Below are 22,068 nucleotides of genomic sequence, written 5' to 3'. Positions count from 1 at the left end.
GGCAGGGCCGGTCGCAACCTTTCACCAGGCATCCCGTGAATATCTCCGAACTCTGCATACGCCGCCCGGTCATGACCGTGCTCCTGGCCATCGCCATCGTGGTGGCCGGCGCCTTTGCCTATACCCGGCTGCCGATCGCCGCGCTGCCCAGCTATGACACCCCGGTGATCAATGTGACCGGTGTGCTGCCGGGCGCCAGTCCCGAAATCATGGCGGCCTCGGTCGCCACGCCGCTGGAGAAGCAGTTCTCCACCATCGCCGGCCTGGCCACCATCAGTTCCACCAATACGCTGGGCAACACCTCGATCACGCTGGAATTCGCGCCCAACCGCGACATCGACGCCGCCGCGGTGGACGTGCAGGCGGCGCTCTTGCGCGCCCAGCGCAGCCTGCCGGTGGAAATGACGGCCTTGCCGGCCTACCGCAAGGTCAATCCGGCCGACGCCGCGGTGCTCCTGGTGGCGCTGACGTCGCCGTCGATCTCGCTGGCCGACCTGAACGATTACGCCGAAAACCTGATCTCGCCCTCGCTGTCGACGATAGAAGGCGTGGCCCAGGTCAATGTCTACGGCCAGCGCCGCTATGCGGTGCGGATCAAGGCCCGGCCCGAACAGCTCGCCGCCCGCAACATGACCATGGACGAACTGGCCGCCGCGGTGCGCTCGTCCAATGCCAACAGCCCGGTGGGCGTGCTGGACGGCCCGCGCCAGAGCCTGACGCTGCAGGCCAACCGCCAGCTGCCCAATGCCGCCGCCTTCAGCGAGCTGGTGATCAGCAGCCGCGACGGCGTCGCCACCCGCCTGAAGGACGTGGCGACGGTGGAAGACAGCGTCGAGTCCACCCGCAGCGGCAGCTGGGTCAACAAGGAGCCGTCCATCGTGCTGGCGGTGCAGCGCCAGCCGAACGCCAACACGGTGGCGGTGGTCGATGCGGTCAAGGCGACGCTGCCGCAGTTTCGCGCGCAGATGCCGGCCTCGATCGAGGTCAAGGAACTGAACGACCGCTCGCTGTCGATACGCGAGGCCATCCATGACGTGAACTTCACGCTGGCGCTGACGGTGGTGCTGGTGGTGTTGGTGATCTTCCTGTTCCTGAAGCGCCTGTCGGCCACTGCGATTCCGGTGGTGTCGCTGCCGATCTCGCTGATCGGCTGCTGCGGCTTGATGTACTGGCTGGGCTACAGCCTGGACAATATCTCGCTGCTGGGCATCACCATCGCGGTCGGCCTGGTGGTGGACGACGCGATCGTGATGCTGGAAAACATCGTGCGCCATATCGAGGATGGCATGGCGCCGATGCAGGCGGCGCTGGTCGGCTCGCGCGAGGTCGGCTTCACCATCCTGTCGATCTCGATCTCGCTGATTGCGGTCTTCATCCCGATCTTCTTCATGCCGGGCGTGATCGGCCTGATGTTCCATGAGTTCGCGGCGGTGGTGTCGCTGGCCATCATCGTCTCGGCGCTGGTGTCGCTGACCCTGGTGCCGATGCTGTGCAGCCGCTACCTGAAGCATGAGGGCCATGCCCGCGACAACTGGGTCAGCCGCGGCTTCGAGCGCGGCTTCAATGCGGTGCTCGATGCCTACCGCGCCAGCCTGGACTGGTGCCTGAAGCACAACCTGCTGGTGCTGGCGGTGGCGCTGGCGACCTTCGCGCTGACCGTGCTGATGTTCGTCAGCATGCCCAAGGGCTTCTTCCCGAATGAAGACATCGGCCAGATCAGCGTGACGCTGGAAGGCCCGCAGGATGCGTCCTACCAGGCGATGTCGGCACTGACGCAGACCGCGGCCGACATTATCGGCAACGATCCGAATGTCGACAGCGTGACCTCGCGCCTGTCGGACGGCACCAGCGCCCGCATGTTCCTTGGCTTGAAGCCGCGCAGCGAGCGGATGGCGATGGACGCGGTGGTGGAGCAGCTGCGGCGCAAGGTGCGCGACGTGCCCGGCCTGTCGGTGTACCTGACGCCGGTGCAGAACCTGCGGCTGGGCGGACGCATCAGCAAGAGCCGCTTTCAGTATGTGCTGCAGAGCGTGAAGGCCGATGAGCTCAATGCCTGGGCGGAAAAGATGCAGGCCAGGCTGCGCGCCGACCCGGTGTTTCGCGACGTCACCAGCGACTCGCAGTTGAAGGGCCTGCAGGCGATGGTCAACATCAACCGCGACCGCGCCAATGCCGCCGGCGTGCAGGTGCAGGACATCCGCACCGCGCTCTACAGCGCCTTCGGCGACCGCCAGGTGTCGACCATTTTCACCAGCAGCAACAGCTACCAGGTGATCCTGCAGGACGCCAACTGGGGCGGCCAGGACGAGGGCGACCTGAACAACATCTTCGTGCGCAGCAAGACCGGCACGCTGGTGCCGCTGCTCAGCGTGGCCAGCGTGGAGCGGGCCGCCGGCGCGATCTCGGTGAACCACCAGGGCCAGCTGCAGGCGGTCACCATCTCCTTCAACCTGGCGCCGGATGTGCCACTGGGCGACGCCACCGCGAAGATCGACCAGTTCAAGGCCGAGCTGCGGCTGCCGGCCAACATCATCACCAGCTATGCCGGCGACGCCGCGGTGTTCCAGTCCTCGCAATCGAGCCAGGTGGTGCTGCTGGTGCTGGCGGTGGTGGTGATCTACATCCTGTTGGGCGTGCTGTATGAAAGCTATATCCACCCGGTCACCATCCTGGCCGGACTGCCGTCGGCGGTGGTGGGCGCGCTGCTGGCGCTGCGGCTGTTCAATTTCGAGCTGACCCTGATCGCCACCATCGGCATCCTGATGCTGATCGGCATCGTGAAGAAGAACGCCATCATGATGATCGACTTCGCGCTGGATGCGCAGCGCAACCAGGGCATGGCCCCGGCCGAGGCGATACGCTCGGCCTGCCTGCTGCGCTTCCGCCCGATCATGATGACCACGCTGGCCGCGTTGATGGGCGCGCTGCCGATTGCGCTGGGCCTGGGCGCCGGCGCCGAACTGCGCCAGCCGCTGGGCGTGGCCATCGTCGGCGGCCTGCTCGTGTCGCAGGTGATCACGCTGTTCATCACGCCGGTGATCTATCTTTTCCTGGACCGCTACAGCGGCAAGGGGCCGGTGGTGGAACTGGCGGTACCAGGGGAATTGTTTAGGCAAAACTGATCCGAGGCCATCCATTTCAAAATGCTTCGGATGGCCGGTTTGGATTTTTCAGAATACCTGCGGGCCTTTTTGCGCTAAATACGTATCATCTCGTGCTGTCGCTTTAGGTTTTTCACGATACGTAGACAACCATCCAATAATTGGAATGCCGCCGCTACGTCCCGTACCTGCAACTTGTTCCAGCGCAGACATTGATAACGCATTAGCTTTTTCATGATACGTAGACGGCCATTCAACAACTGTATTTTTATTAGGTTCAATGGCATCGGCATCAGCAAGATTCATAAGAATCGACAATGCGTCTTCCCTGCCCTTAGCTACTTTAAGGTTTTGAGACAAAGAAGAGTCACTTGTAATTGCCGCATCTAGTTTGATTTTGGAATTGTTTAACATACGCGTTTCCTTTGAGGTAAGTTGGCTAAATTGCTGGTGGCCAGTCGGCGCTGACAGAACAAGTCAATCACAGTTGTGCCGATTGAGAGTTTTAAGTATTAAATCCAGGGGGCAGCGTTCCACCTCTGAAGCTTCACAAATAAACAAATCCATTTTTTGCCAAGGTGAGGGCAGTTTGCTGAATCTAAGCCTCATTGAACGCATTGATAATGGCCCGATTTCTTGTAATTACCGCGGCCAGGCACGGTCCAATATCCCCTCCTGAAGCGCCGGCGTTCCCATCGTCCCGTACACCCGGCCGCCATCGGCATCGAGCCGGCTGGCCACGAAGGCTTCGGCGATATCCCGCGGCGCGTGGCGCAGCATCAGCGCCGCCTGCGCCGCCAGCACCAGCCGCTGCACGAAGCGCCGGGCCAGCGCTTCCCGTTCTTCCGGCGCGGCCTGCATGTCGCGCCGCAGCGCATCGAGCAGCGCCAGCAGGGCAGGGTGGCCGGCCGCCGCTTCCCGCAGGTCGGCCAGCAGCAGCAGCGCGCCTTCCGGATCGCGCTCCAGCGCCCGCAGCACGTCCAGGCACATCACGTTGCCCGAGCCTTCCCAGATCGAATTGACCGGCGCTTCCCGGTACATGCGCGCCATCGGCCCGGTCTCAACATAGCCGTTGCCGCCCCAGACTTCCATGCATTCGCCGGTGAAGGCGATGGCGCGCTTGCAGATCCAGAACTTGGCGGCCGGCGTGACGATGCGGCGCCAGGCGCGCAGCAGCGGATCGTCGGGCGCGTCGAAGGCGCTGGCCAGCTTCAGCATCAGCAGCGTGGCCGCCTCGCTTTCCAGCGCCAGGTCGGCCAGCACATTGCGCATCAGCGGCTGCTCGGCCAGCAGGCGGCCGAAGGCGCTGCGGTGGCGCGCATGGTGCGCGGCCTGGACGAAGGCCTGGCGCATCAGGCCGGCGCTGCCGATCACGCAGTCGAGCCGGGTGGTGTTGGCCATTTCGATGATGGTGGGAATGCCGCGGCCTTCCTCGCCCACCATCACGCCCAGCGCCTCCTGGAACTCGACCTCGCTGCTGGAATTGGACTGGTTGCCCAGCTTGTCCTTGAGGCGCTGGATCAAAATTGGATTCTTGCTGCCGTCGTCGCGCCAGCGCGGCACGAAAAAGCACGACAGGCCGCGGTCGGTGCGGGCCAGCACCAGGTGGGCGTCGCACATCGGCGCCGAGAAGAACCATTTATGGCCGGTCAGCGCATATTCGGCGCCACGGCCTTCGCCGCGCACCGGCACGGCCACCGTGGCATTGCTGCGCACATCCGAGCCGCCCTGTTTCTCGGTCATGCCCATGCCGATCAGGATCGATTTCTTGTGCGCCATCGGCAGGTCGCGCGGGTCATGTTCCTGCGAAAACAGCTTGTCGCGCAGCCGGGCAAACAGCGCCGGCTCGTTGGCCAGCACCGGGATCGAGGCGAATGTCATCGTGGTCGGGCACAGCGAGCCGGACTCCACCTGGGCATGCAGGAAATAGCCGGCGGCGCGCGCCGCCTGGGCGCCGGGTCGCGGCGCGCTGAAGGGCAGGGCATGCAATCCTTCCCGGCGCAGCAGGCCCAGCAAACGGTGCCAGCTCGGGTGGAATTCCACGCTGTCGATGCGGTTGCCGACCCGGTCGTGGGTAAGCAGTTCCGGCGGATGCCGGTTCGCCAGCGCGCCCAACTGCAGGATGTCGGCGCTGCCCAGTTCGCCGCCCAGGCGCGCCAACTGCCCGGCATGCCAGCCGCCGCCGGCCTGCTCCAGCCCGGTGGCCAATGCGGCATCCGTGGCAAAAAGGTTGTAATCCAGCAATTCTGGCACCTGGTTGGTGACCGTGTGGGTAGGCCATGGCATGATGTCGTCTCCTCCGATTTTCCGTTCTCCCGATTCTGGGCCTGACGCGATTCCGGTTCAAGCGGCTTCAGGCGCTGATCGGCAGTCGGGTAAAATGCTGCTTCAGTCAATTTCCGCAACGCCATGTCCTATCAAGTCCTCGCCCGCAAATATCGACCGAAAAGCTTCGAAACGCTCGTCGGGCAGGAGCACGTGGTGCGGGCATTGAGCCATGCGCTGGAACAAAAGCGCCTGCACCATGCCTACCTGTTCACCGGCACCCGCGGCGTGGGCAAGACCACGCTGTCGCGCATCCTGGCCAAGTGCTTCAACTGCACCGGCCCCGATGGCAATGGCGACATCACCGCCCATCCCTGCGGCGTCTGCGAAGCCTGCGTGGCGATCGACGCCGGCCGCTTCGTCGACTATATCGAGATGGACGCGGCCTCCAACCGCGGCGTCGACGACATGGCGCAGCTGCTGGAACAGGCGGTGTATGCGCCGTCGAACGCCCGCTTCAAGGTCTACATGATCGACGAAGTCCACATGCTGACCAACCAGGCCTTCAACGCGATGCTGAAGACCCTGGAAGAGCCGCCCGAGCATGTGAAATTCATCCTGGCGACCACCGACCCGCAGAAGATTCCGGTCACGGTGCTGTCGCGCTGCCTGCAGTTCAACCTGAAGCAGATGCCGCCGGGCCATATCGTCGGCCACCTGGAAAACATCCTGGGCCAGGAACAGATCGAATTCGAACTGCCGGCGCTGCGCCTCCTGGCGCAGGGCGCCCATGGATCGATGCGCGACGCGCTCTCCCTGACCGACCAGGCCATCGCCTATGCGGCCGGCCGGGTCACGCTGGACGCGGTGCAGGGCATGCTGGGCACGCTGGACCAGTCCTTCCTGGTGCGCCTGCTCGATGCGCTGGCGGCCGACGACGGCGCCGCGCTGCTGGCGGTGGCCGACGACATGGCCGCGCGCAGCCTTTCCTACAACGCCGCCCTGCAGGATCTCGGTTCCCTGCTGCACCGGGTGGCGCTGGCGCAGTCGGTGCCGGCCGCGCTGCCGGAGGATGTGCCGGAGCGCGAGCACATCCTGCGCCTGGCGCAGCGGTTCGATGCGGAGGAAGTGCAGCTCTATTACCAGATCGCCGTGCACGGCAGGAATGAGCTGGGCCTGGCGCCGGACGAATATGCCGGCTTCACGATGACGCTGCTGCGCATGCTGGCCTTCCGGCCAGGCAACCTGCCCCAGGAGGAAGCGCCGGCGCGCGCCGCGGTTTCGGCCCGGCCGGCAGCGCCAGCCGCACCTGCCGCACCTGCGCCGTCGCCGGTACGCGCCGCCGCCGCCGTGGTGGCGGAGCCGCCGGCAAGGGCGGCAGTCGCCCCGACCGAACCGGCGGCGAAAGCGCCGCCGCCACGCGGCGCGATCAGCCCGGCCCGTGCAGCGCTGGAAGCGGCGCGCAACATGAAGCGCGGCGGCGCGCCGGCCGCGACGCCGCCGGCGGCCCAGCCGGTGGCCGCTCCTGCAGTCGCTGCACCAACGCCAGCGCCGCAGCCCAGGCCTGCTGCGTCGGCCACGTCGGACATGCCGCCGCCATGGGACGACATTCCGGTGTTCGACGACGACTACACGGAACCGGCTCAAAAAAAAACTGAAATCGCCATAGCCGAGCCCGCCGCGCCCATCATTGCCGCGCCGCCGGCTTTGGAATTGCCGCCGGCGCCCCCACCTGTGCCGGTAGCGGCGCTGGAATGGGATGGCGACTGGCCGGTGCTGGCGGCCGCGCTGCCGGTGCGCGGCGTGGTGCACCAGCTGGCGCAGCAGAGCGAGTTGCTGGAATGCGTGCAGGAAGGCAATACCTTCCTGTTCAAGCTGCGTGTGCCGATCGAAACCCTGTGCTCCAGCGCTACGGTGGACAAGCTCACCGCCGCGCTGGAAGAGCGCTTCGGCAAGCCGGCCCGGGTGACCACGGAAATCGGCGCGGCGCGCCAGACCGCCAATGCGAAGGCGGTCGCGGAGCGCGAGGCGCGGCAGTTGCAGGCGGAAGAAACCATGCACAGCGATCCATTCATCCAGACGCTGAAACGCGAGTTCGGTGCGAGCATCGTACCGGGATCCATCAAACCAGTTTGACCATACCAGGAGCGGAACATGATGAAGAACCAGTTGGCAGGCCTGATGAAGCAAGCCCAGGCAATGCAGGACAACATGAAGAAGATGCAGGACCAGCTCGCCACCATCGAAGTGGAAGGCCAGTCCGGCGCCGGCATGGTCAAGGTCGTGATGACCTGCAAGAACGACGTCAAGCGGGTGTCGATCGATCCGTCGCTGCTGGGCGACGACCGTGACATGCTGGAAGACCTGGTTGCCGCCGCCTTCAACGACGCGGTGCGCAAGGCCGAAGCCACGACCCAGGAAAAAATGGCCGGCATTTCGGCCGGGCTGCCGCTGCCTCCCGGCTTCAAGATGCCGTTCTGATCCGGGCGCAAGCTTGTGAAGACCCCGTCCAGTCTCGACTTCCTGACCGAAGCGCTGCGCCGCCTGCCCGGCATCGGCCCCAAGTCCGCGCAGCGCATCTCGTACCACCTGATGCAGCACGACCGCGAAGGCGCGGCCATGCTGGGCCGGGCATTGACCCAGGCAGTGGAGCGGATTCACCACTGCCGGATGTGCAATACCTTCACCGAGAACGACGTCTGCGAGACCTGCCTGGACCAGGAGCGCGATCCGGCCCTGCTGTGCGTCGTCGAAACGCCGGCCGACCAGTTGATGATCGAGCAGACCCTGACCTACAAGGGCCTGTACTTCGTGCTGATGGGCCGCCTGTCGCCGCTCGACGGCATCGGCCCGCGCGACATCCACCTGGAACGGCTGATGCAGCGCGCCAGCGATGGCGTGGTGAAGGAAGTGGTGCTTGCCACCAATTTCACTAACGAGGGCGAAGCGACCGCCCACTACATCAGCGAAACCCTGAAGGCGCGCGGCCTGAAGGTCAGCCGCCTGGCGCGTGGCGTTCCGGTCGGCGGCGAACTCGAATATGTCGATGCCGGCACCATTGCGCGCGCCATGCTGGACCGACGCGCGACCTGACAGGCAAGGCCGGTGGCCAGGCAACATCCCTTGATAAGCAAGATTTTTACCTTATCTGCGGCAATAAGCGCGTAAAGTGCATTCTTCCGCTGAAATGGCATTGATGCATTGCATCAATGCCATCGTTTTGGGCTAGAATTCGGCAACATTTTTTTGAGGCAAGCAATAATGGAATTCCACAAGGATCTCGACGCGCGCGGCCTGAACTGCCCGTTGCCCATCCTGAAAGCGAAAAAGGCCCTGGCCGAAATGGTCAGCGGCGAAGTGCTGCGCGTGGTGGCGACGGACTCCGGGTCGGTGCGGGATTTTCAGGCATTTGCCCGCCAGACCGGCAACCAGTTGCTGGAGCAGTCTCAGGACGGCGCCGAGTTCACTTTCTACATGCGCAGGAAATAGTTTTTTTCACTATTTAGTGGCCGCACTCTACCCACTAATAGCACGAGCGTGCTAAATTTCGGCAGGTTAGCTGATTCTCTCTTATAATCCCGTTTCGGTTTACGTTAACGTCAATTCGATTTTTCAAAGGCAGAGCTATGAAAGTACTGGTTCCAGTCAAGCGCGTGGTGGACTACAACGTCAAGGTGCGGGTCAAATCCGACGGCTCTGGCGTCGACATTGCCAACGTGAAGATGTCCATGAATCCCTTCGACGAAATCGCTGTGGAAGAAGCGATGCGTCTGAAGGAAGCCGGCAAGGTCACCGAAGTCGTCGCCGTCTCCTGCGGCGTGACCCAATGCCAGGAAACCCTGCGCACCGCAATGGCCATCGGCGCCGATCGCGGCATCCTGGTCGAGACCGCTGAAGAACTGCAGCCGCTGGCCGTGGCCAAGCTGTTGAAGGCGCTGGCCGACAAGGAGCAGCCGCAGCTGATCATCCTGGGCAAGCAGGCCATCGATGACGACAGCAACCAGACCGGCCAGATGCTGGCTGCGCTGCTGGGCTGGGGCCAGGCGACGTTCGCCTCCAAGGTCGTGCTGGAAGACGGCCGTGCAACCGTGACCCGCGAAGTCGACGGCGGCCTGGAAACCGTGGCGCTGCCGCTGCCGGCCATCGTCACCACCGACCTGCGCCTGAACGAGCCGCGCTACGTGACGCTGCCCAACATCATGAAAGCCAAGAAGAAGCCGCTGGAGAACGTCAAGCCGGCCGATCTGGGCGTCGATGTCACGCCGCGCCTGAAGACCCTCAAAGTGTCCGAGCCGCCCAAGCGCTCCGCCGGCATCATGGTGCCGGATATCCCGACGCTGGTTGCCAAGCTGCGCAACGAAGCGAAAGTCATCTAATTTCACGATAAAGAGACATCATGGCCGCACTCGTCATTGCAGAACACGATAACGCTAGCCTCAAGGGCAGCACCCTCAACACCGTAGCCGCCGCCGCCCAGTGCGACGGCGACGTCCATGTGCTGGTCGCCGGCGCCAATTGCGGCGCCGCCGCCGAAGCCGCCGCCAAGATCGCCGGCGTGTCCAAGGTGCTGGTCGCCGACGGCGCCCAGTTCGCCGACGGCCTGGCCGAGAACGTCGCCGCGCAGGTGCTGGCGCTGGCCTCGAACTACGGTCACATCCTGGCCCCGGCCACCGCCTACGGCAAGAACATCCTGCCGCGCGTGGCAGCCGTTCTCGACGTGGCGCAGGTTTCGGAGATCACCAAGGTCGTGTCGCCGGACACTTTCGAGCGTCCGATCTACGCGGGCAACGCCATTGCCACCGTGCAGTCGGTCGACCCGGTCAAGGTCATCACCGTGCGCACCACCGGCTTCGATGCGCCGGCACAGGACGGCTCGGCAGCGGTGGAGAACGTGGAGGCCGCTGGCGACGCCGGCAAGTCTTCCTTCGTCTCGCGCGAACTGGCCAAGTCCGACCGTCCTGAACTGACCGCCGCCAAGATCATCGTTTCCGGTGGCCGCGGCATGGGTTCGGGCGAAGCGTTCAAGATCCTCGAGCCGCTGGCCGACAAGCTGGGCGCGGCGATGGGCGCATCGCGCGCCGCGGTCGACGCCGGCTACGTGCCCAACGACTGGCAGGTGGGACAGACCGGCAAGATCGTGGCGCCGCAGCTCTATATCGCGGTCGGCATCTCCGGCGCGATCCAGCATCTGGCCGGCATGAAGGACTCCAAGACCATCGTCGCCATCAACAAGGACCCGGAAGCGCCGATCTTCTCGGTGGCCGACTACGGCATCACCGGCGACCTGTTCGAACTGGTGCCGGAACTGGTCAAGGAACTGGGTTAATCACACCGGCTTGAATCCATCCGGGCAGGGCGCGCCAACCAGCGTGACCTGCCCATTTTTTTGGGAGTAATCAGATGAGCTATGTCGCCCCCCTGAAGGACATGCTGTTCGTGGTCAATGAACTGGCCAACCTGCCGGCCGTCCAGTCCCTGCCCGGCTGCGAGGATGCCACACCGGAAACCGTAGAAGCGGTGCTGGAGGAAAATGCGAAGTTCTGCGGTGAGGTCGTGGCGCCCCTGAACGTGGCCGGCGACCGCGAGCCCAGCGCCTGGAAAAATGGCGAAGTCGCCACCACCCCCGGCTTCAAGGAAGCCTTTCACGCCTTCGGCCAGGCCGGCTGGCAGGGCGTGCAGCATCCGGTCGAATTCGGCGGCCAGGGCCTGCCCAAGCTGGTGGCCACGCCCTGCATCGAGATGCTGAACTCGGCCAACCTGTCGTTTGCGCTGTGCCCGCTGCTGACCGACGGCGCGATCGAGGCGCTGCTCACCGCCGGCAGCGACGAGCAGAAGAATACTTATCTCGCCAACCTGATCTCGGGCAAGTGGACCGGCACCATGAATCTGACCGAGCCGCAGGCCGGCTCCGACCTGGCCCTGGTGCGCACCCGCGCGGTGCCGCAGGGCGACGGCACCTACAAGATTTCCGGCACCAAGATCTACATCACCTACGGCGAGCATGACATGGCCGAGAACATCATCCACCTGGTGCTGGCAAGGACGCCGGACGCGCCGGAAGGGGTGAAGGGCATCTCGCTGTTCGTGGTGCCGAAGTTCCTGGTCAATGCCGACGGCAGCCTGGGCGCGCGCAACGACGTGCATTGCGTGTCGATCGAGCACAAGCTGGGCATCAAGGCCAGCCCGACGGCGGTGCTACAGTTCGGCGACCACGGCGGCGCGATCGGCACCCTGGTCGGCGAGGAGAACCGCGGCCTGGAATACATGTTCATCATGATGAACGCGGCCCGTTTCGCCGTCGGCATGCAGGGCGTGGCGGTGGCCGAAACGGCTTACCAGAAGGCGGTTGCCTATGCCCGCGACCGCGTGCAGTCGCGCGACCTGGCCGGTTCGGCCGGCCCGGTGGCCATCATCCACCATCCCGACGTGCGGCGCATGCTGATGGCGATGCGCGCCCAGACCGAGGGCGCGCGTGCGCTGTCCTATGTCACGGCCGCCGCCTACGACGCCGCCCATCACCATGCCGATGCCGCGGTGCGCCGCGACAACCAGGCCTTCTATGAGTTCATGGTGCCCATCGTCAAGGGCTGGTCGACCGAGATGTCGATTGACGTCGCCTCGACCGGCGTGCAGGTGCATGGCGGCATGGGCTTCATCGAGGAAACCGGCGCGGCGCAGTTCTACCGCGACGCCCGCATCCTGACCATTTATGAAGGCACCACCGCGATCCAGGCCAATGACCTAGTCGGCCGCAAGACCGTGCGCGACGGCGGCGCCACCGCCCGCGCGATCCTGGCCCAGGTGCGGCAGACCGAGGCCGAACTGGAATCGGCCGCCGGCGGCGACCTGGCGGCGATCCGCAACCAGCTGGCCGCCGGATCGAAGGCGCTGGAGGAGGTGGTGGACTACATCGTGGCCAACATGAAGTCCGACATCAAGGGGGTGTTCGCGGGCAGCGTGCCTTACCTGAAGATGGCCGGCATCGTGCTGTGCGGCTGGCAGATGGCACGCGCGGCACTGATCGCGCAGAAGAAGCTGGATGCGGGCGAGGGTGATGCGCGCTTCTACCAGGCCAAGATCGCCACCGCGCGCTTCTTCGCCGACTACCTGTTGTCGCAGGCAGCGTCCTACCGCGCGGCCATCGTCGGCGGCAGCGCCGGCGTGCTGGCGCTGGCGGAAGATCAGTTCTGAGGTTTTGACGCCGGGAAGGCGGCGATGCGCTGGCGCGTCGCCGCTTGAACCTCAGCCGTAGGAGCCGCCGGTCAGCAGGATGTCGAAGGTGCGGGCGATGGCGGCAATCAGCGCCGTCGACCCGCATGCCAGCGCCACCACCAGCATCAGCGGCACCGGCCAGCGGGTATTGGACTGCCGTCCCGAACCGGCATTGTGGCGCGCATCCCATTTCTCGTCCGGCGTGACGCCGATCACCAGGGTTTCCAGGAAGCCCGCCAGCACCGACAGCACCAGCGGTCCCGCGGTGAAGATTGCCGGCGCATCCGGGTTGCCCAGCACCAGCAGCGCCGACAGCGGCAGCGTCGCGAAGTGCAGCCAGCCCCAGAAGTCCTTGCGGCCGTACAGGTAGAAGCGATGCAGCCCGGCGGCGCCGAACAGCAGTGCGAGCAGGGTGGCCAGGGTCTTGTTCTTGTGGCGGGACATGGAATGGGCGGTAGCAGGCGGGATTGCGGGCGTAGTGTGCATCAGCGCTGGACGCAAGGCAATCTCCGCAGGCCGGGAAAAGCGCCTTATACTGTCGCCTCGCCGCATTTCCTGCGCCGCGCTTTCCCCAAAATACCGATTAACTTAGCCGTAGCCGGAAGAAACCCGCTATAATCTCTGGTTTTTTCCGTCTCCGTACACTTTTTGGAAATATTATGGTCGTGATTCGTTTATCCCGTGGTGGCGCAAAGAAGCGTCCGTTCTTCAACCTGGTTGTGACCGATTCCCGCAATCGCCGCGACGGCCGTTTCATCGAGCGCATCGGCTTCTACAACCCGATGGCTTCCGGCGCTGAAGAGTCGGTTCGCATCGCCCAGGACCGTCTGACCTACTGGCAAGGCGTTGGCGCGCAACTGTCGCCGACCGCTGCCCGTCTGGTTGAGCAGGCTGGCAAGAAGGCCGCTGCCTAATACAAGGTTTTACAGATGACCGCATCGGGAACGCCGATTCCTGACGACCTGGTGCTGGTCGGCTATGTGACAGGCGCATACGGCATTCAGGGCTGGGTGCGCATCAGGCCTTACTCGTCGGACGGCGATGCATTGCTGTCCGCCAAGACCTGGTGGCTGGACAAGCCGGAACTGCATGATGTCGAGATGCTGCAGTCCAAACTCCACAACGACGAAGTGGTGGCGCGCCTGATGGGCGTGTCCGGCCGTGACGCGGCCGAAGCGCTGAAGGGCGCGACGGTGCAGATACGCCGCAGCCACTTCCCGGCGCTGGACAATGATGAATTCTACTGGGTCGACCTGATCGGCCTAGCAGTGGTCAACGAGCGCGGCGAGCATCTCGGCGTGGTCGGCGACCTGATGGACAATGGCGCGCATCCTATCCTGCGGGTGGAACAGCCGGTGGCGGAAGGCGAAAAGCCTGCGCCGGAACTGCTGATTCCCTTCGTCGACCAGTTCGTCAAGACCGTGGACCAGGCGGCACGCCTGATCACGGTGGACTGGGAAGCGGATTATTCGTGATGCAGGCAGCCTGGCTGCGGGAAGGGCGGCGGTATGCAGTTTGATGTCGTAAGCCTCTTTCCGGAAATGTTCGCGGCCATCACCCAGTCCGGCATCACGCGGCGCGCTTTCGAGCAGGGCCGTTGCGGCCTGGGCCTGTGGAATCCGCGCGATTTCACCAGCGACAATTACCGCACCGTGGACGACCGGCCTTACGGCGGCGGCCCCGGCATGGTGATGCTGGCCAGGCCGCTGGAGTCGGCGCTGACGGCTGCCGCCGCGCGCCAGCAGCAGTTGGGCCTGCCGAAGCCGCGCGTGGTCTACCTGTCGCCGCAGGGCCGGGTGCTGGACCACCAGCGCGTGATGCAGCTGGCGGCCGAACCGGGCCTGGTGCTGCTGTGCGGACGGTATGAAGCGGTGGACCAGCGCCTGCTGGACCGCTGCGTCGACGAGGAAATCAGCATCGGCGACTTCGTGCTCTCGGGCGGTGAACTGCCGGCGATGGCGCTGATGGATGCGGTGATCCGGCAACTGCCGGGCGTGCTGCATGACGATGCCTCGGCGGTGGAAGACAGCTTTGTCAACGGCCTGCTGGACTATCCGCATTACACCCGGCCGGAAGTGTACGAAGGCGTGCCGGTGCCGCCGGTGCTGATGGGCGGCCACCATGCCGAGATCGTCAAGTGGCGGCGTCAGCAGGCGCTGCGGGCAACGATGGCCAAGCGGCCGGCGCTGATCGCCAGCGCCCGCGCCGCCGGTCTGCTGAGTCCGGCCGACGAAAAGTTTTTAGGCAGCCTGCAGGCTGAAAAACCTGCAGGCAGCTGAATGGAGCGCCTGGCCATGTTGGCCAGGCGATAATGTTGAACCCCATCCTCTACCGGGCTGATTCGCTATCGATGCGCCGGCAAGATGGTTACAGGAGCAATAAATGGATCTGATCCAGCAACTCGAGCAAGAAGAGATTTCCCGTCTCGGCAAGAACATCCCCGACTTCGCGCCGGGCGATACCGTGGTCGTCAGCGTCAACGTGGTTGAAGGCACCCGCAAGCGCGCCCAGGCTTACGAAGGCGTCGTGATTTCCCGCCGCAACCGTGGCCTGAACTCCAACTTCATCGTTCGCAAGATGTCGTCGGGCGAAGGCGTCGAGCGTACCTTTCAGCTGTATTCCCCGCTGATCGCATCGATCGAAGTCAAGCGTCGCGGTGACGTCCGTCGCGCCAAGCTGTACTACCTGCGCGAGCGTTCGGGCAAGTCGGCGCGTATCAAGGAAAAGCTGCCGCAACGCCGCGTCGCGGCAAAAGCAGCGCCAGCAGCGTAATCGGCTGCGACGTATCATGCGAGGGCACCGTTGGTGCCCTTTTTTCATGGCCGATCGCACCCATCTGGATGGGATCTCAACTACTGACAGCCAGCCTTGCGCCAGCCACGGGCTTGCAATGGCGTAACAGGCCGGGAATTCCGCTTTGAGCAAACTGCATTTCGACCCCAAAATTCTTCCGATTGAATCCCTGGCCGGCGAGGCCGCGGTGCTGGCCGAGGAACTGAGCGCGGAACGCCTGCGCGCCCGGTTCGCCAATCCGCCCGCATGGGCAGCGGAAACCATCGAGGAAAGGCTGCTGCGCGTGCGCGACGGAAATCCGACGCCGGCTTCGGTGCTGATGCCGCTGGTGCAGCGCGAAAACGGGCTGACCATGCTGCTGACCGAGCGCACCGCCCACCTGACCGACCATGCCGGCCAGGTCAGCCTGCCCGGCGGCCGCGCCGAGCCCGAGGATGCATCGGCGATCGACACCGCGCTGCGCGAGACCGAAGAGGAAATCGGCCTGGGGCGGCGCCATATCGAGGTGCTGGGCACCTTGCCGGACCATTTCACAGGCACCGGCTACCGGGTCACGCCCGTGGTCGGGCTGGTGCATCCGCCATTCGACCTGCGGGCCGACCCGTTCGAGGTGGAAGAAATCTTCGAAGTGCCGCTGGCTTTCCTGATGGATGGCATGAACCATCAGGTCAGGAGCATAGACGTACCGGGCGGAGGCGGGCGGCGCAGCTTCTACACGATGCCGTATGACCGTTTCTTCATCTGGGGCGCCACCGCCGCGATGCTGCGCAACCTGTTTCATTTCATGCGCGCCTGATCCGCGGCGGGGAGGCAGCGCCGGGCGCAGTTTGATTACTCCAGGGCACTACGTTATCGTAGCGCCTGACTGACATCCAGGGCGACCGATGACCTTTCTTTCCATTCTTTTCGCGCTTCTGATCGAGCAGTTGAAGCCGTTGCGCGCCGACAATCCGGTGTACGGCGGCATCAAGGCCTATGCGGTCCGGGTCGAGCGCTGGTTCAATGCCGGCCATGTGGACCACGGTCGCCTGGGCTGGTTCGTGGTCATGCTCACGCTGGTATTGCCCACCTTGCTGATCCATTGGCTGTGCACGCAGGTCAGCCCGCTGCTGACGCTGGGATGGAACATCGTCATCATTTACCTGACCCTGGGTTTTCGCCATTACAGCCATTACTTCACCGCCATCCAGTACGCCCTGAATGCCGGCGACACCGAAACGGCGCGCCAGCTGCTGGCGCAATGGCTGCGGCAGGACACCACGGGCATGGAAGTGCCGGAGATTTCCCGGCTGGCGGTGGAAAGGGCGCTGCTGACCACCCATCGGCATGTGTTCGGCGTGTTTTTCTGGTTCCTGATGCCACTCGGTCCGGCTGGCGCGGTGATGTACCGGGTGGCGGAATACCTGGCGCGTGCCTGGAGCGAGCCGGAGCACATGCGCAGCGAGGCCTTCGGCCGCTTTGCGATCCGCGCGTACTACCTGATGGACTGGGTGCCGGCGCGCCTGACCGCGTCGGCCTTCGCCATCGTCGGCAATTTCGAGGATGCGGTCTATGCCTGGCGCAACTTTGCCCGGCGCTGGCAGAACGAGACTACCGGCATCATCCTTTCCGCCGGCGGCGGCGCGATGGGCGTGCGGCTCGGCACGCCGCAGGAAAATGCCACCAGCCTGCTGCTGACCGTGGATGCGGCGACGATAGATGCCGCCACGATCGACGCCGCCGGCGTGGAAGCCGCCGCGGCCGAAACGGAAACCCTGCCGGGCGAGGAGCCGGGCGTGCGCGCGCTGCAGAGCACGGTGGGCCTGGTGTGGCGGGCGCTGCTGCTGTGGATGATGCTGTTGCTGCTGATTTCCCTTGCCGTCTGGCTGGGTTGAAGATCCAGAGCGGGAGTGGAAGTTGCCGCGGGAAAGCCGCTGCCGGCAAGGCCACCCTGGAAATTTCATAATGTGGAGGGCTGTTTCGGGGCAAGTCTTCTATAAGATATAATACCTAAGAGAGCCGCAAGTCATTCGCCACACAATGGCCTCTTGCCTACTTCCCCAGATTGCCTTTCCACAGAAACAGCATCCGCCATGGCCGATCCCCATCCGACAGACAACGCGCCCGCCAATGAATTCTTTATTCAGGGAATTACCAGCAATGGGCGGGTATTCCGCCCCAGCGACTGGGCCGAGCGGCTGTGCGGTGTGATGTCGCATTTCCGGCCGGAAGGTTCGGGCGGGCGCAATGCCCATTTGAAGTATTCTCCCTATGTACGGCCGACGCTGCTCAACGGCGTCAAGGCCGTGGTGGTCAACGAGGAATTGCGTAGTATCGAACCGCTGGCCTATCATTTCGTCCTCAATTTTGCCAAGGATAACGACCTGCAGGTGATCGAAGCCTGCCTGCTGCCGGAACCGGCGGGCAAGGGCGGCTGATCCTGGGCCGGGAAACCACAGCCATGGCGCATGCGCATACCGACCACCATCACGATCATCACGGCCATCACCATGGCCACCATCATCCGGAGCCGGGCGACCACAGCCGCGCATTCCTGATCGCCATCGTTCTCAATATCGGTTTCGTCGTCGTCGAATTCGCCTACGGCTTCATCGCCCATTCCACCGCGCTGATGGCCGACGCCGGCCATAACCTGTCCGATGTGCTGGGCCTGATGCTGGCATGGGGCGCAGCGGTGCTGACCAAGAAGCGCCCGGCCGGACGCTATACCTATGGCCTGCGCGGCAGCTCCATCCTGGCCGCGCTGGGCAATGCCATGCTGCTGCTGGTGGCGTGCGGCGGCATTGCATGGGAAGCGCTGAACCGCCTGCTGGCGCCGGCGCCGGTGGGCGGCATGACGGTGTCGGTGGTGGCGGGCGTCGGCATTGCCATCAATGCGTTTTCGGCCTGGCTGTTCATGGCCGGCAGCAAGGGCGACATCAACCTGCGCGGCGCCTATCTGCACATGGCGGCCGATGCGGTGGTGTCGCTGGCAGTGGTGGCCGGCGGCGTGGCGATGGTCTACACCGGCTGGTTCTGGGTCGACCCGCTGCTGTCGCTGGGCATCGTCGCGGTGATCCTGTTGAGCAGTTTCGGCCTGCTGCGCGAAGCGCTGCGGCTGTCGCTCAATGCGGTGCCGGCGCATATCGCGCTGGAAGAGGTGGAGGCTTTCCTGGCGTCGCGCCCCGGCGTGGCGTCAGTGCAGGATCTGCATATCTGGGCGATGAGCACTACCGAAACCGCACTGACCGCCCATTTGCGCATGCCGTCCGGCCATCCGGACGATGCCTTCTTTGACGAGATCGCCGCCGAGCTGGCGCAGCGCTTCGGCATCAAGCACAGCACCCTGCAGGTCGGCCGCGACCAGCAGCCGCGCTGCGCGCTGGTCAGTTGACCGGCTGCGTAATTGCCGCTTCAGCCAAAACAATCCAATCCGCATTAACAATGCATGCGTCATCCGGCGCAATTCTGCACTCTCCGCCTTCGGGAAAAACGGTGCTGCAATAGGCCTGCTGCACACCGGGTTTCCCAGTCTTGTTCGCTGTACGGACTCTTGCGCCGAAATTTAAAAAAGTCCGTGCCGCATGCCTGCCACGCTAGCGGAAAACCACCATGGATCGTGTCATTCCAGCCGGATTCACGCTGATCGAATTGCTCGTCACTGTCGCCATCGTCGGCATACTCGGCAGCCTTGCCTGGCCTTCTTATGTCGACCATGTCAGACGCGGCCGGATCGCCGAGGCGACCGGGCAGCTGGCCACGCTGCGCGTCGCCATGGAACAGTATTACCAGGACTACCGCAACTACGGCGACGCCAGCGCCACCGCCTGCGGCATTGCGATGCCGGCCGCCGGCCAGTTTTCCTATACCTGCACGACCAGCAGCAACGCGCAAGCCTTCACGATCGTCGCCAGCGGCACAAGCGGTACCAGCGTGGCCGGGCTGAGTTACCAGATCGATCATGTCGGCCTGCGCAGCACCACCGCCCTGCCTTCGGGCTGGGGCGCGGCGCCCCGGAATTGCTGGATAGCGAGCAGGGGCGGCACATGCTGAGGCCGGTGGCGCAGGGCGTGACGCTGGTTGAAATGATGGTCGGCCTGGCCATCATTTCCTGCCTGCTGCTGGTTGGCATGCCATCCTTCAGCCAGTGGATACAGGATCTGCAGATCCGTGGCGCGGCCGAGTCGGTGCAGTCGGCGCTGCTGCTGGCGCGCAGCGAGGCGATACGCCGCAACCGGCCGGTCAGGCTGCGGTTGAACGACGCCGGCGGCCTGGTGGAATGGGAAGTCGGCTGCGTGACCGTCACCGCGGATTGCCCGGCCGGCATCGCCCGGCGCAGCCGCAACGAAGGCGGACGCAATGCGCGCATGGCGTCCGGCGCAATGGCCAACGCCGACAGCCTTGCCAGCCCGCTGGCCCCCGGCAGCGGGCTGCCTGCCAGCCTCGACTTCAACGGCCTTGGCGCCGTCATCGGCGCCGCCCCCGGCCGCATCGAGATCAGCCATGCGGCGCTGGGCGGCGCGCGCCGGCTGGTGCTGCTGATCGGCGGCAGCGGCCTGATCCGCCTGTGCAATCCGGCGCTGGCGCGCAACGCATCGCCGCAGGGATGCGCATGAGCGGCCCGCGCCATCGCATCCAGGCATGCCAGCGCGGCATGCTGATGCTGCAAAGCCTGGTGGCGCTGGCGCTGTTCTCGGTCGGGGCGCTGTCGGTGCTGATGCTGTCGGTCAATGCGATGCGCCAGGCTGCCGAAGCGCATTACCGTACCGCCGCCAGCGTGCTTGCGGTGCAGATGGCCTCGCAGATCAGGCTCGGCCCGCGCGACACCGCCACGCTGGCCGCCATCACCACAACCGGCGGCTACGATGCCTTCCGCGAGGCGGCTGCGAGGGCCTTGCCCGGAACGACGGCTTTTCCGCCGCTGGTCACGGCGGACGGCGCCGGCCGGTTCGTCATTACCGTGCGCTGGCAACAGCCTGGCGATACGTCGGTACATCAATATGTCGCGCTCACCCGCATCACGGAATAGTCGCGCTGGCTTCAGCCTGGCCGAACTGATGGTGGGCCTGGCGCTGGGCCTGCTGACCCTGCTGGCGCTGTCGCAGGCCTACATCGCATTTCACGGCAGCCGCCGCGCCACGGCCGGCACGTCGGACGCGCAGACCGCCGCCATGGGGGCGTTGTTCGCCATCGAGCGCGACCTGCAGCACGCCGGGCCGGGCCTGGGCGACGCCCGGCTGCTCGGCTGCAGCATTGCGGTCAATGCCGGCCAGTCCATCACCGCTGTGCCGGTGCGCATCGAGGCGGGCCTGGATGGCGCGCCCGACACGCTGGTGGTGTACGGCAGCGACCTGCTGGCGCCGCCGGCCCGCCTGGGCGCCGCACTGACGGCAAGCAGCACCGGCATTGGCCTGTCCAGCACCCAGGGCATGCGACGTGGCGACATACTCGGCGTGCAGGAGGCCGGCAAGCCTTGCGCTCTGGTGCGTATCGACAGCGTGGACAGTGCCGTGCGTGTCAGCCACGCCGTGCTGGCGCCGCAAGCGGGCATCACCGTTGACTACAGCACGATGGCAACCGCCTTCAACCTGGGCCGCCTGAGCCAGGTGTCCTATTCCATCGTCAGCGGCGAACTGCGCCGCAGCAGCGGCGACCATGCCGGGAACAGTGCGCAGGTGCAGACGCTGGGGGGCAATATCGTCAGCCTCAAGGCGCAATACGGCTTTGATACGCGTGCCGTGATCGCCTCGGTGCCGCTGGTGACCCGGTGGAGCGCGTCGATGATCGATGCCGACGGCAGCGGCACCACGGGCGACAGCGGCGACTGGCAACGCATCGCCGGCGTGCGCATCGCGGTGGTGGCGCGCAGCCCCAACCGGGAGGCCAGCGCCTGTGCCGCGACGGCGTCGAACCTGCCCGGCTGGCAGGCGCCGGACAGCGCCGGCACGCTGGCGCGCACCGCTATCAGCCTGGCCCATGTTCCCGACTGGCGCTGCTACCGTTACCGCAGCTATGAAACCGTGGTGCCGCTGCGTAATGTGATCTGGGGCCGTCCTTGAAGGCGTCGACGCCGCCCTGCCAGCAAGGCGCGGTCCTGCTTACGGCGCTGGTGATGCTGGTGGCCCTGATGCTGGGCGCGGCTTCGCTGATGCGCCTGGTCGAGAGCAGCAACCAGCTGGCCGGCAATCTGGCGTTCAAGCGCGCCGCCACACTGGCGGCGGACAACGGCGTCGAGGCGGCGATCGACTGGCTCGAGCGGCAAAGCGCCGCCACGCTGGCAAGCGATGCTGCCGCCTCCGGCTACTATGCCTCGGCAACCGGGGCCGTCGACGCCAGCGGCAACGCCGCCACCAGCGTCACCGCGGCGATCGACTGGAAAAACGATGGATGCAACGGCGTGGCCCGTTCGGCCTGCCTGACAACCATGGCGCTGCCCGGCGTCGACAGCGCCGGCCACAGCGTGCGCTACCTGATACAGCGGCTGTGCAGCGCTGGCGGCACGCCTGCCGCCAACGGCGAATGCGCGCTGTACCTGGAATCCGAAGCCGACAGCAGCAGCCGCGGCGCCATTGCCTATGGCAGCGAAAAGCGCCTGACCGGCCAGCCATGGGCGTTCTACCGGATCACCGCCCGCGCGGTCGGCCCGCGCGACACCGTTAGTCTGGTGCAGGTGCTGGTGCGCTGGTGAGTCCGCCCGGACGCGGCCGGCCGGCATGCC

Annotated in this window: 24 protein-coding genes; 21 read left to right on the top strand and 3 right to left on the bottom strand. The window is 65.1% G+C overall.

Annotation, left to right across the window (positions count from 1 at the left end; all coding sequences use genetic code 11):
• The first annotated feature begins 35 nt into the window (after window positions 1-35).
• A complete protein-coding gene (locus ABC383_RS11010; RefSeq protein ID WP_413013917.1) occupies window positions 36-3,122 on the top strand; it encodes an efflux RND transporter permease subunit in 3,087 nt (1,028 codons plus the stop codon).
• A gap of 48 nt (window positions 3,123-3,170) precedes the next feature.
• On the opposite strand, the gene ABC383_RS11005 is transcribed toward ABC383_RS11010, so the two are convergent.
• On the bottom strand, window positions 3,171-3,515 hold the full coding sequence (locus tag ABC383_RS11005) for a hypothetical protein (RefSeq protein ID WP_413013915.1): 345 nt from the start codon (window positions 3,513-3,515) through the stop codon (window positions 3,171-3,173).
• Window positions 3,516-3,743: 228 nt separating this feature from the next.
• Window positions 3,744-5,387 (bottom strand): isovaleryl-CoA dehydrogenase, encoded by a 1,644-nt coding sequence (locus ABC383_RS11000; RefSeq protein ID WP_413013913.1) that lies wholly within the window; start codon window positions 5,385-5,387, stop codon window positions 3,744-3,746.
• A 123-nt stretch (window positions 5,388-5,510) separates the two neighbouring features.
• On the opposite strand from ABC383_RS11000, the gene dnaX reads away from it, so the two are divergent.
• From dnaX to ABC383_RS10965, 7 genes are all read left to right on the top strand, one after another.
• Window positions 5,511-7,502, top strand: a complete 1,992-nt coding sequence (gene dnaX, locus ABC383_RS10995; RefSeq protein WP_413013911.1) for a DNA polymerase III subunit gamma/tau — start codon at window positions 5,511-5,513, stop codon at window positions 7,500-7,502.
• 18 nt (window positions 7,503-7,520) lie between these two features.
• A complete protein-coding gene (locus tag ABC383_RS10990) occupies window positions 7,521-7,847 on the top strand; it encodes a YbaB/EbfC family nucleoid-associated protein (protein WP_194711551.1) in 327 nt (108 codons plus the stop codon).
• A gap of 15 nt (window positions 7,848-7,862) precedes the next feature.
• Complete coding sequence (gene recR, locus ABC383_RS10985; RefSeq protein ID WP_413013908.1) at window positions 7,863-8,459, top strand: recombination mediator RecR; 597 nt, start codon at window positions 7,863-7,865, stop codon at window positions 8,457-8,459.
• A gap of 168 nt (window positions 8,460-8,627) precedes the next feature.
• Window positions 8,628-8,855: a sulfurtransferase TusA family protein gene (locus ABC383_RS10980; protein ID WP_413013906.1), complete on the top strand. Its 228-nt coding sequence runs from the start codon at window positions 8,628-8,630 to the stop codon at window positions 8,853-8,855.
• Window positions 8,856-8,992: 137 nt separating this feature from the next.
• Entirely contained in the window at window positions 8,993-9,742 is a 750-nt protein-coding gene (locus ABC383_RS10975; RefSeq protein ID WP_413013904.1) for an electron transfer flavoprotein subunit beta/FixA family protein, read from the top strand.
• A gap of 20 nt (window positions 9,743-9,762) precedes the next feature.
• The gene (locus ABC383_RS10970; protein ID WP_413013902.1) at window positions 9,763-10,692 is read left to right on the top strand and encodes an electron transfer flavoprotein subunit alpha/FixB family protein; all 930 of its coding nucleotides are present in this window, start codon (window positions 9,763-9,765) and stop codon (window positions 10,690-10,692) included.
• A 74-nt stretch (window positions 10,693-10,766) separates the two neighbouring features.
• On the top strand, window positions 10,767-12,557 hold the full coding sequence (locus ABC383_RS10965) for an acyl-CoA dehydrogenase (protein ID WP_413013900.1): 1,791 nt from the start codon (window positions 10,767-10,769) through the stop codon (window positions 12,555-12,557).
• A gap of 51 nt (window positions 12,558-12,608) precedes the next feature.
• Here the strand turns inward: ABC383_RS10965 and ABC383_RS10960 are convergent, their stop codons facing one another.
• Window positions 12,609-13,022 (bottom strand): NINE protein, encoded by a 414-nt coding sequence (locus ABC383_RS10960; protein WP_194711556.1) that lies wholly within the window; start codon window positions 13,020-13,022, stop codon window positions 12,609-12,611.
• Between the two features lie 215 nt (window positions 13,023-13,237).
• Between ABC383_RS10960 and rpsP the strand changes: the two genes are divergently transcribed.
• The 13 genes from rpsP (at window position 13,238) to ABC383_RS10895 (ending at window position 22,038) form a co-directional block, all read left to right on the top strand.
• Window positions 13,238-13,492 carry a 30S ribosomal protein S16 gene (gene rpsP / locus ABC383_RS10955; RefSeq protein WP_194711557.1) on the top strand — a complete coding sequence of 85 codons (255 nt, stop codon included), beginning with the start codon at window positions 13,238-13,240 and terminating at the stop codon, window positions 13,490-13,492.
• Window positions 13,493-13,507: 15 nt separating this feature from the next.
• A complete protein-coding gene (rimM, locus tag ABC383_RS10950; RefSeq protein WP_413013898.1) occupies window positions 13,508-14,053 on the top strand; it encodes a ribosome maturation factor RimM in 546 nt (181 codons plus the stop codon).
• A 33-nt stretch (window positions 14,054-14,086) separates the two neighbouring features.
• The gene (gene trmD, locus ABC383_RS10945; protein ID WP_413013897.1) at window positions 14,087-14,857 is read left to right on the top strand and encodes a tRNA (guanosine(37)-N1)-methyltransferase TrmD; all 771 of its coding nucleotides are present in this window, start codon (window positions 14,087-14,089) and stop codon (window positions 14,855-14,857) included.
• Between the two features lie 103 nt (window positions 14,858-14,960).
• Complete coding sequence (rplS, locus tag ABC383_RS10940) at window positions 14,961-15,350, top strand: 50S ribosomal protein L19 (protein ID WP_194711560.1); 390 nt, start codon at window positions 14,961-14,963, stop codon at window positions 15,348-15,350.
• A 145-nt stretch (window positions 15,351-15,495) separates the two neighbouring features.
• Window positions 15,496-16,167: a CoA pyrophosphatase gene (locus ABC383_RS10935; protein WP_413013895.1), complete on the top strand. Its 672-nt coding sequence runs from the start codon at window positions 15,496-15,498 to the stop codon at window positions 16,165-16,167.
• Between the two features lie 88 nt (window positions 16,168-16,255).
• Entirely contained in the window at window positions 16,256-17,245 is a 990-nt protein-coding gene (locus tag ABC383_RS10930; RefSeq protein WP_413013893.1) for a CobD/CbiB family protein, read from the top strand.
• A gap of 198 nt (window positions 17,246-17,443) precedes the next feature.
• Window positions 17,444-17,788, top strand: coding sequence for a DUF3579 domain-containing protein (locus ABC383_RS10925; protein WP_413013891.1), 345 nt, complete (start codon window positions 17,444-17,446; stop codon window positions 17,786-17,788).
• Between the two features lie 23 nt (window positions 17,789-17,811).
• Window positions 17,812-18,744 (top strand): cation diffusion facilitator family transporter, encoded by a 933-nt coding sequence (locus ABC383_RS10920; protein ID WP_413013889.1) that lies wholly within the window; start codon window positions 17,812-17,814, stop codon window positions 18,742-18,744.
• A gap of 218 nt (window positions 18,745-18,962) precedes the next feature.
• A complete protein-coding gene (locus ABC383_RS10915) occupies window positions 18,963-19,403 on the top strand; it encodes a type IV pilin protein (RefSeq protein ID WP_413013888.1) in 441 nt (146 codons plus the stop codon).
• Window positions 19,397-19,966 carry a GspH/FimT family pseudopilin gene (locus tag ABC383_RS10910; RefSeq protein ID WP_413013886.1) on the top strand — a complete coding sequence of 190 codons (570 nt, stop codon included), beginning with the start codon at window positions 19,397-19,399 and terminating at the stop codon, window positions 19,964-19,966. The genes ABC383_RS10915 and ABC383_RS10910 overlap by 7 nt, the downstream gene beginning before the upstream one ends.
• Window positions 19,963-20,379: a type IV pilus modification PilV family protein gene (locus ABC383_RS10905; RefSeq protein ID WP_413013885.1), complete on the top strand. Its 417-nt coding sequence runs from the start codon at window positions 19,963-19,965 to the stop codon at window positions 20,377-20,379. Before ABC383_RS10910 ends, ABC383_RS10905 begins: the two co-directional genes overlap by 4 nt.
• Window positions 20,351-21,409 (top strand): PilW family protein, encoded by a 1,059-nt coding sequence (locus ABC383_RS10900; protein WP_413013883.1) that lies wholly within the window; start codon window positions 20,351-20,353, stop codon window positions 21,407-21,409. The genes ABC383_RS10905 and ABC383_RS10900 overlap by 29 nt, the downstream gene beginning before the upstream one ends.
• A complete protein-coding gene (locus ABC383_RS10895; protein ID WP_413013881.1) occupies window positions 21,406-22,038 on the top strand; it encodes a pilus assembly PilX family protein in 633 nt (210 codons plus the stop codon). Before ABC383_RS10900 ends, ABC383_RS10895 begins: the two co-directional genes overlap by 4 nt.
• Window positions 22,039-22,068 lie beyond the last annotated feature (30 nt).

The sequence above is a fragment of the Noviherbaspirillum phoenicis genome, from assembly GCF_047237965.1.
Taxonomy (GTDB): domain Bacteria; phylum Pseudomonadota; class Gammaproteobacteria; order Burkholderiales; family Burkholderiaceae_D; genus Noviherbaspirillum_A.
This window is presented reverse-complemented; position numbering and strand designations above follow the sequence as displayed.

Excerpts from the sequence above, each read along its gene's own strand:
- ABC383_RS11005 (WP_413013915.1), bottom strand. The coding sequence starts at position 3,515 with ATGTTAAACAATTCCAAAATCAAACTAGATGCGGCAATTACAAGTGAC.
- ABC383_RS11000 (WP_413013913.1), bottom strand. The coding sequence starts at position 5,387 with ATGCCATGGCCTACCCACACGGTCACCAACCAGGTGCCAGAATTGCTG.
- dnaX (WP_413013911.1), top strand. The coding sequence starts at position 5,511 with ATGTCCTATCAAGTCCTCGCCCGCAAATATCGACCGAAAAGCTTCGAA.
- ABC383_RS10990 (WP_194711551.1), top strand. The coding sequence starts at position 7,521 with ATGATGAAGAACCAGTTGGCAGGCCTGATGAAGCAAGCCCAGGCAATG.
- ABC383_RS10980 (WP_413013906.1), top strand. The coding sequence starts at position 8,628 with ATGGAATTCCACAAGGATCTCGACGCGCGCGGCCTGAACTGCCCGTTG.
- ABC383_RS10975 (WP_413013904.1), top strand. The coding sequence starts at position 8,993 with ATGAAAGTACTGGTTCCAGTCAAGCGCGTGGTGGACTACAACGTCAAG.
- ABC383_RS10970 (WP_413013902.1), top strand. The coding sequence starts at position 9,763 with ATGGCCGCACTCGTCATTGCAGAACACGATAACGCTAGCCTCAAGGGC.
- ABC383_RS10965 (WP_413013900.1), top strand. The coding sequence starts at position 10,767 with ATGAGCTATGTCGCCCCCCTGAAGGACATGCTGTTCGTGGTCAATGAA.
- ABC383_RS10960 (WP_194711556.1), bottom strand. The coding sequence starts at position 13,022 with ATGTCCCGCCACAAGAACAAGACCCTGGCCACCCTGCTCGCACTGCTG.
- rpsP (WP_194711557.1), top strand. The coding sequence starts at position 13,238 with ATGGTCGTGATTCGTTTATCCCGTGGTGGCGCAAAGAAGCGTCCGTTC.
- rimM (WP_413013898.1), top strand. The coding sequence starts at position 13,508 with ATGACCGCATCGGGAACGCCGATTCCTGACGACCTGGTGCTGGTCGGC.
- trmD (WP_413013897.1), top strand. The coding sequence starts at position 14,087 with ATGCAGTTTGATGTCGTAAGCCTCTTTCCGGAAATGTTCGCGGCCATC.
- rplS (WP_194711560.1), top strand. The coding sequence starts at position 14,961 with ATGGATCTGATCCAGCAACTCGAGCAAGAAGAGATTTCCCGTCTCGGC.
- ABC383_RS10930 (WP_413013893.1), top strand. The coding sequence starts at position 16,256 with ATGACCTTTCTTTCCATTCTTTTCGCGCTTCTGATCGAGCAGTTGAAG.
- ABC383_RS10925 (WP_413013891.1), top strand. The coding sequence starts at position 17,444 with ATGGCCGATCCCCATCCGACAGACAACGCGCCCGCCAATGAATTCTTT.
- ABC383_RS10920 (WP_413013889.1), top strand. The coding sequence starts at position 17,812 with ATGGCGCATGCGCATACCGACCACCATCACGATCATCACGGCCATCAC.
- ABC383_RS10915 (WP_413013888.1), top strand. The coding sequence starts at position 18,963 with ATGGATCGTGTCATTCCAGCCGGATTCACGCTGATCGAATTGCTCGTC.
- ABC383_RS10910 (WP_413013886.1), top strand. The coding sequence starts at position 19,397 with ATGCTGAGGCCGGTGGCGCAGGGCGTGACGCTGGTTGAAATGATGGTC.
- ABC383_RS10905 (WP_413013885.1), top strand. The coding sequence starts at position 19,963 with ATGAGCGGCCCGCGCCATCGCATCCAGGCATGCCAGCGCGGCATGCTG.
- ABC383_RS10900 (WP_413013883.1), top strand. The coding sequence starts at position 20,351 with ATGTCGCGCTCACCCGCATCACGGAATAGTCGCGCTGGCTTCAGCCTG.